This window comes from Granulicatella sp. zg-84 (assembly GCF_010892375.1).
Taxonomy (GTDB): Bacteria; Bacillota; Bacilli; order Lactobacillales; family Aerococcaceae; genus WM01.
The window spans coordinates 1-6,775 of the sequence record NZ_WNJX01000050.1 but is presented as its reverse complement, the minus strand read 5'-3'; the positions used below and the strand labels follow the sequence as shown (position 1 = coordinate 6,775).

The 6,775-nt window shown below is 34.6% G+C and carries 8 protein-coding genes; 7 read left to right on the top strand and 1 reads right to left on the bottom strand.

The features are described 5' to 3' along the window. The first annotated feature begins 411 nt into the window (after nucleotides 1-411). The 7 genes from GMA06_RS08045 to GMA06_RS08015 all read left to right on the top strand — a co-directional run bounded on the left by GMA06_RS08045 (nucleotide 412) and on the right by GMA06_RS08015 (nucleotide 6,003). Nucleotides 412-1,398 (top strand): mannose/fructose/sorbose PTS transporter subunit IIB, encoded by a 987-nt coding sequence (locus tag GMA06_RS08045; protein WP_163546639.1) that lies wholly within the window; start codon nucleotides 412-414, stop codon nucleotides 1,396-1,398. Nucleotides 1,399-1,410: 12 nt separating this feature from the next. Then, nucleotides 1,411-2,223 (top strand): PTS mannose/fructose/sorbose transporter subunit IIC, encoded by an 813-nt coding sequence (locus GMA06_RS08040; protein ID WP_163546638.1) that lies wholly within the window; start codon nucleotides 1,411-1,413, stop codon nucleotides 2,221-2,223. A 15-nt stretch (nucleotides 2,224-2,238) separates the two neighbouring features. Beyond that, a complete protein-coding gene (locus tag GMA06_RS08035; RefSeq protein WP_163546637.1) occupies nucleotides 2,239-3,153 on the top strand; it encodes a PTS system mannose/fructose/sorbose family transporter subunit IID in 915 nt (304 codons plus the stop codon). 21 nt (nucleotides 3,154-3,174) lie between these two features. Continuing rightward, nucleotides 3,175-3,540 carry a DUF956 family protein gene (locus GMA06_RS08030; RefSeq protein ID WP_163562267.1) on the top strand — a complete coding sequence of 122 codons (366 nt, stop codon included), beginning with the start codon at nucleotides 3,175-3,177 and terminating at the stop codon, nucleotides 3,538-3,540. A 127-nt stretch (nucleotides 3,541-3,667) separates the two neighbouring features. Further along, nucleotides 3,668-4,255, top strand: coding sequence for a peptidylprolyl isomerase (locus tag GMA06_RS08025; protein WP_163562266.1), 588 nt, complete (start codon nucleotides 3,668-3,670; stop codon nucleotides 4,253-4,255). 10 nt (nucleotides 4,256-4,265) lie between these two features. Continuing rightward, on the top strand, nucleotides 4,266-4,646 hold the full coding sequence (locus GMA06_RS08020; protein WP_163546634.1) for a CvfD/Ygs/GSP13 family RNA-binding post-transcriptional regulator: 381 nt from the start codon (nucleotides 4,266-4,268) through the stop codon (nucleotides 4,644-4,646). 13 nt (nucleotides 4,647-4,659) lie between these two features. Further along, nucleotides 4,660-6,003, top strand: a complete 1,344-nt coding sequence (locus GMA06_RS08015) for a glucose-6-phosphate isomerase (protein ID WP_163562265.1) — start codon at nucleotides 4,660-4,662, stop codon at nucleotides 6,001-6,003. 217 nt (nucleotides 6,004-6,220) lie between these two features. On the opposite strand, the gene GMA06_RS08010 is transcribed toward GMA06_RS08015, so the two are convergent. Then, nucleotides 6,221-6,775 (bottom strand): transposase (locus GMA06_RS08010; protein WP_163562264.1); only part of this gene is annotated, 555 nt, incomplete at its 5' end.

Sequence of the window (6,775 nt, the reverse complement as noted above, 5' to 3'; positions counted from 1 at the left end):
GTCAATAATTTTTTTGTATAATAATCCATGAGAAATACCCCTCCTTGTTTAATTGTGGTGATTTAATCATACAGGTATTTCTCTTTTTTTGTCCACTTTTATATACAAAATCGTGTTGGTGGATTATTCCCACCAACACGATTTATTATAGAGCCAATAAAATTTGAGAAAAAATACACAAAACGTTGATTTTATGCGGTTTTAATATATCAACTTTTCAGAAAATAGGACGTGCCATTTTCTGAATTCATTTATTTAACAGTGATTTTACGGTACTCTGTTACTTTTCTCTCATCATTTTATCATTCTAGAGCATTGAATAAAAAAAACTATTTACATTCGTATTCTTTTTGATATTCTGAAATAGAAATTATTTATAATTTCAGAAGAAAAATCAAAGGAGGTATTTTGATGGTAGGTATTATTATTGCAAGTCATGGAGAATTTGCATTAGGAATAAAACAATCTGCATCAATGATTTTTGGTGAACAAGAACAAGTTGAAGCAGTTGCATTTATGCCGAGTGAGGGACCTGAAGATTTGCAACGAAAACTTCGTGAAGCAATGGCTAAATTTGACACTGAAGAAGTGTTGTTTTTAGTGGATTTATGGGGTGGTAGCCCATTTAATCAAGCAAATATTTTGTTTGAAGAATCCCCAGAAACAAGAGCAATTGTTGCAGGCTTAAATTTACCAATGTTAATGGAAAGCTATGCAAGTCGTTTTACAATGACAAAAGCTCATGATATTGCTAAAGCGATTCTTCCAACAGCTCAAGAAGCTGTAAAAGTAAAACCTGAAGAGCTACAACCAGTTGTTGAACAACAACCAGTAGCACAAAAAGAAGAACGTCTAGGAGCTATTCCTGAAGGGACGGTACTAGGTGATGGACATATTAAATTTGTTCTTGCTCGTGTCGATACGCGTTTATTACACGGACAAGTTGCAACAACATGGACAAAAACAACGAACCCTGATCGTATTATTGTTGTATCTGATAAAGTATCTCAAGATGAGTTACGCAAAAAACTGATTGAACAAGCTGCCCCTCCGGGTGTAAAAGCACATGTTATTCCGTTGAAAAAATTAGTAGAAGTCACAAAAGATACACGTTTTGGTGACACAAAGGCATTATTATTATTTGAAAATCCACAAGATGTGCTAGCAGTTGTTGAACAAGGTGTCGATATTAAAGAATTAAACATTGGGTCAATGGCGCACTCTGTTGGAAAAGTGCTTATTAGCAGTTCGTTATCAGTTGATCAAGAAGATGTTAACACGTATAAAAAATTAGCTGATTTAGGTGTTAAATTTGATGTTAGAAAAGTTCCAGCAGATAAACAAGCAGATTTATTTAAATTGATTTCTGCTAAAGCATCTGAAGGCTTATCATTATAATAGGAGGAAATTATGGAATTTAATGTAATTTCAACAATTTTAGTTCTCGTTGTAGCATTTTTGGCGGGTATGGAAGGTGTTTTAGACCAATTTCAATTTCATCAACCGATTATTGCGTGTTCATTAGTTGGATTAGCAACAGGACATTTAAGTGAGTGTATTATTTTAGGTGGGGCATTACAATTTATTGCAATGGGTTGGTCTAATATTGGTGCTGCTATTGCACCAGACGCAGCGTTTGCTTCTGTTGCTTCAGCGATTATTTATGTAAAAGCAGGTAATTTTGATGTAGCAGGACGCCAAGTAGCGATTGCTTCAGCGATTACATTAGCAACAGTTGGTCTAGTGTTAACAATGGTGATGAGAACTGTTTCTGTTGTACTTGTTCACCAAGCAGATAAAGCTGCAGAAAAAGGTAATTTTAGAGGCGTAACAATGTGGCATTTAATTGCCTTAGCAGGTCAAGGATTACGTGTAATGATACCGTCAGGATTATTACTATTTGTACCTTCTGAAACAGTAAAAGATGTATTAGGTTCACTACCAGCATGGTTTACTGAAGGTATGGCAATCGGTGGAGGATTTGTTGTAGCTGTAGGGTATGCAATGGTTATTAACTTAATGGCAACAAAAGAAGTATGGCCATTCTTCTTCCTAGGATTTGCATTAGCACCATTAAACGAATTGACTTTGATTGCAACAGGTATTATCGGTCTAGCACTAGCTATTATCTACTTGAATTTATCTAAAAATGGTGGGAATAGCGGTGCAGGTGGTTCACAAGTTTCTGGTGATCCTTTAGGCGATATTTTGAATGATTATTAAGAGGAGGTATAGAGTATGACAGAAAATAAAGTAACATTAACAAAAAAAGACCGTCGTCATGTTATGCTTCGTTCACAACTTTTACAAGGTTCTTGGAACTATGAACGTATGCAAAATGGTGGTTGGGCATACGCTTTAATTCCTGCTTTGAAAAAATTATATACCACAGAAGAAGAACGTTCAGCAGCGTTAAAACGTCACTTAGAGTTTTTCAATACACATCCATATATTGCAGCACCAATTTTAGGGGTAACATTAGCTTTAGAAGAAGAGCGTGCAAATGGTGCAAGTATTGATGATTCTGCTATTCAAGGGGTTAAAGTCGGTATGATGGGACCTTTAGCAGGTATTGGTGATCCAGTATTCTGGTTTACAGTACGTCCAATTTTAGGTGCGATTGCAGCATCATTGGCAACTGGTGGCTCTATTATTGCCCCATTATTCTTCTTTATCGTATGGAATGTTATTCGTGTATCGTTCTTATGGTATACACAAGAGTTTGGGTATAAACAAGGTTCAGAAATCACAAAAGATTTATCTGGTGGTTTATTACAAACTATTACAAAAGGAGCATCTATTTTAGGGATGTTTGTTATGGGGATTTTAGTACAACGTTGGACGTCTATTAACTTCCCAATGGTAGTATCAACAGTAAAATTATCTGAAGGAGCGTATGTGGAGTTCCCGAAAGGTAACATTACTAGTGAACAATTACAACAAATTTTAGGAGAAGTGGCAAGTGGAAAAGCAATTTCTCCAGAAAAAGTCACAACATTACAAGATAACTTGAATCAGTTAATTCCAGGTTTTGCAGCGTTATTATTAACGTTCTTGTGTATGTGGTTATTGAAGAAAAAAGTAAACCCAATTCTTATCATCTTCGGATTATTTATTGTGGGTATCTTAGGACATTTAGTAGGTATTTTCTAAGACATGAAAGGATAATATGAAATGGTCGTATCACAAAATACAAAAGTAGATTTTACAACAAAAGCAAATTCTTTTCACAGTGGCATTACAGCTAAAAATGGTTCCATTTTAATTGGTGATAAAGCGATTGAGTTTTATTATGAAAAAAATCCGAATGATTTTGTGCAAATTCCATGGCAAGAAATTGATAAGGTAAGAGCTCAACTGTATTTCAATAATCGTTATATTCGTGGCTTTTTTGTTGACACTAAGAAAAATGGTAGTTTTAACTTTGTTGTCAAAGATGCAGGCAAAGCATTAAAAATTATGCGTGAATATTTAGGTAATGATAAAATCGTCAAAAATGTACCGTTTCTTTCTTTAAAATCCTTATTTAAAAGAAAATAATAGAACTCTCTATAAAGCCGTATGACTTTATAGAGAGTTTTTTTGTCATAAGAAATAAAAAAAGATGAAAAATCTTTTAAAATTAGGTATGATATATGAGATATGAGAATGATAAGGAGCGAGATAGATGACAAATTATCCACAATTAGAAACACAAACACAAAATGAAATACAAGTGTTGATGAAAACAACCAAAGGAGATATTGTTTTACGCTTATTTCCAGATGTTGCGCCAAAAACAGTAGCGAACTTTGTAGGTTTAGCAAAACAAGGTTATTATAATGGTGTTATTTTCCATCGAGTTATTTCAGACTTTATGATTCAAGGAGGAGATCCTACTGGAACAGGTATGGGTGGTGAATCGATTTATGGAGAAAAATTTGAGGATGAGTTTTCTTTAGACGCATTTAATTTTAATGGAGCATTATCTATGGCAAATGCTGGACCAAATACTAATGGGAGTCAATTTTTTATTGTTACAGCTAAACATGTGCCGGCACATATGTTATCACAATTAGAAAAAGGAGGTTGGCCAAAAGAAGCGATTGAAGAATACGCTAAAAATGGTGGGGCACCTTGGTTAGATCAAAGACATACTGTTTTTGGGCAAGTGAAAAGTGGCATGGATGTTGTGTATGCTATTGAACAAGCAAAAACAGGCGCTCAAGATAGACCGTTAGAAGATATTGCCATTTTATCTATTGAAGAATTATAAGGTGTTGCCTATGTATAAAATTGGTGACATTATAGAAGGGACAGTGACAGGGGTTCAACCTTATGGAATTTTTGTTAGTCTTGGCCAGGACGAACAAGGTTTAATTCATATTTCAGAATGTACACATGGATATATACAAAATGTACAAGGTTTTTTGACTTTGGGGCAAACGGTACGTGCCATGGTCATTGATGTTGATGAATATACAAAGAAAATTAGTTTGTCGTTACGTGCGTTAGAAAAAATTCCGGTTCCTAAGCAAGTGGTACGAAAAAAAAGACGGCGTGATGTTTATACTAATCAATTAGGATTTGAAACACTGCGTCAAAAATTACCTGAATGGATTGATGAAGCTCAGGAGTTAATCAATCAACAGACACATCAAGAATAATGGAGGTAGAAACATGGGAAAACATATAACATTTGATTATAAAAAAGCACTCTCTTTCTTTGGAGAGCATGAATTACGTTATTTACAATCAGCTGTATCAACAGCAAATAAAGATTTACGTGAAAAAACAGGCGCAGGGTTTGATTTTACAGGTTGGGTGGATTTACCAGAAACATACGATAAAGAAGAATTTGCACGTATTAAAGAAGCTGCTAAAAAAATTCAATCTGATTCAGATGTTTTAGTTGTGATTGGTATTGGAGGTTCATATCTAGGTGCTAAAGCAGCCATTGATTTCTTAAATCACAGTTTTTATAATTTAGACCCGAACCGTAAAACACCACAAGTATTCTTTGCAGGAAATAGTATTAGTTCAACCTATTTATATGACTTAATTGATATTATTGGTGATAGAGATTTTTCTGTGAATGTGATTTCTAAATCTGGTACAACAACCGAACCAGCGATTGCTTTCCGTGTATTTAAAGAGTTATTGATAAAAAAATATGGACAAGAAGAAGCAAAAAAACGCATTTATGCTACAACGGATGCCGCACGTGGTGCATTGAAACATGAAGCTGATGCAGAAGGTTATGAAACATTTGTTATTCCGGATAGTGTAGGTGGACGTTTCACAGTTCTAACGCCTGTGGGATTATTACCAATAGCTGTGACAGGTGCTGATATTGACGGACTGATGTCTGGTGCTAAGCAAGCAATGTTAGATTATCAAGAGGATGCTTTAGAAACAAATGAAGCGTATCAATATGCAGCAATTCGTAATATTTTATACCGTAAAGGTAAAGTGACAGAGTTGTTAATTAACTATGAACCAAGTTTGCAATATTTCTCTGAATGGTGGAAACAATTATTTGGTGAGTCAGAAGGAAAAGACCAAAAAGGCATTTACCCATCTAGTGCAAACTTCTCAACAGATTTACATTCATTGGGACAATACATTCAAGAGGGACAACGTAACTTGTTTGAAACAGTTATTAAAGTAGATAAACCAAGACGATCTGTTACAATCCCAGTGACCGAAGAAGATTTAGATGGATTAGGTTATTTGCAAGGAAAAGAAGTAGACTTTGTGAATACAAAAGCTTATGAGGGTACATTATTGGCTCATACTGACGGAGGTGTTCCAAACCTATTGGTTACAATTCCAGATACAAGTGCTTATACATTAGGATATTTGATGTATTTCTTTGAAATTGCGGTGGCTATTTCAGGTTATTTAAATGGTGTTAATCCATTTGACCAACCAGGAGTTGAAGCATATAAGAAAAATATGTTTGCATTATTAGGGAAACCTGGTTTTGAAGATTTAAAAGCAGAATTAGAACAAAAATTATAAAATAGAACAAAGGTAGTGGAAAATTAGTTTTTACGGCTCTATGTCAAATAGGGTTGATGACTCATAAAAGGTAGTGATGTAATGAATGTTACGTCACTATCTTTTTATTTTAAGTCACAAAGTGATGTACGGCTCACCGACATGTACACGATACATGTCTCTTCCCCTACGTTGTGCGGGGAAGGAGTTATTCGTACGTCACTTTTGACTTAAACTATTAAGCAACTAGTGAAGTAGATGGCACGGTATATGGTACATATAACTTACACATGAATAAAATACGATTTCTAAAATGTGAAAAGTTACGATAACCATAGGCATTTCTCTTAAGTACTTTAATTTTATGATTGATACCTTCAAGTGCACCGTTAGTCAAATGATGGTAGATAAAGGTGTTTTTAATATAGGGTAAATACCCTTTGAACGTTCTTAATACTCTACGTAAACCAGGAGAAATAGCTTCCTGTTTAGCCCATATGAGTATTTCTTCAAATCGGTCAAAATCTCTATTATGTAAAGCATCTCTTAATTGATGAACGACATCGTATGTAGCTCGTAGTTCGGGGACTTGTTCCAATAAATAATCGACTATCCCTTGTGTATGCGTCATCCAATCAAACAGTGGAAAACGGTGATAAGGATAACTACTTAGGGTATCTGTGTTACTTAAAAACAACTTCCAATAACGTTTCATTTTGTTGTATAAACGGCGATTGTTCTGATGTAAAGCTTTCATTACATGCACTCTGTGTTTTGTTAATTCACGATTTAA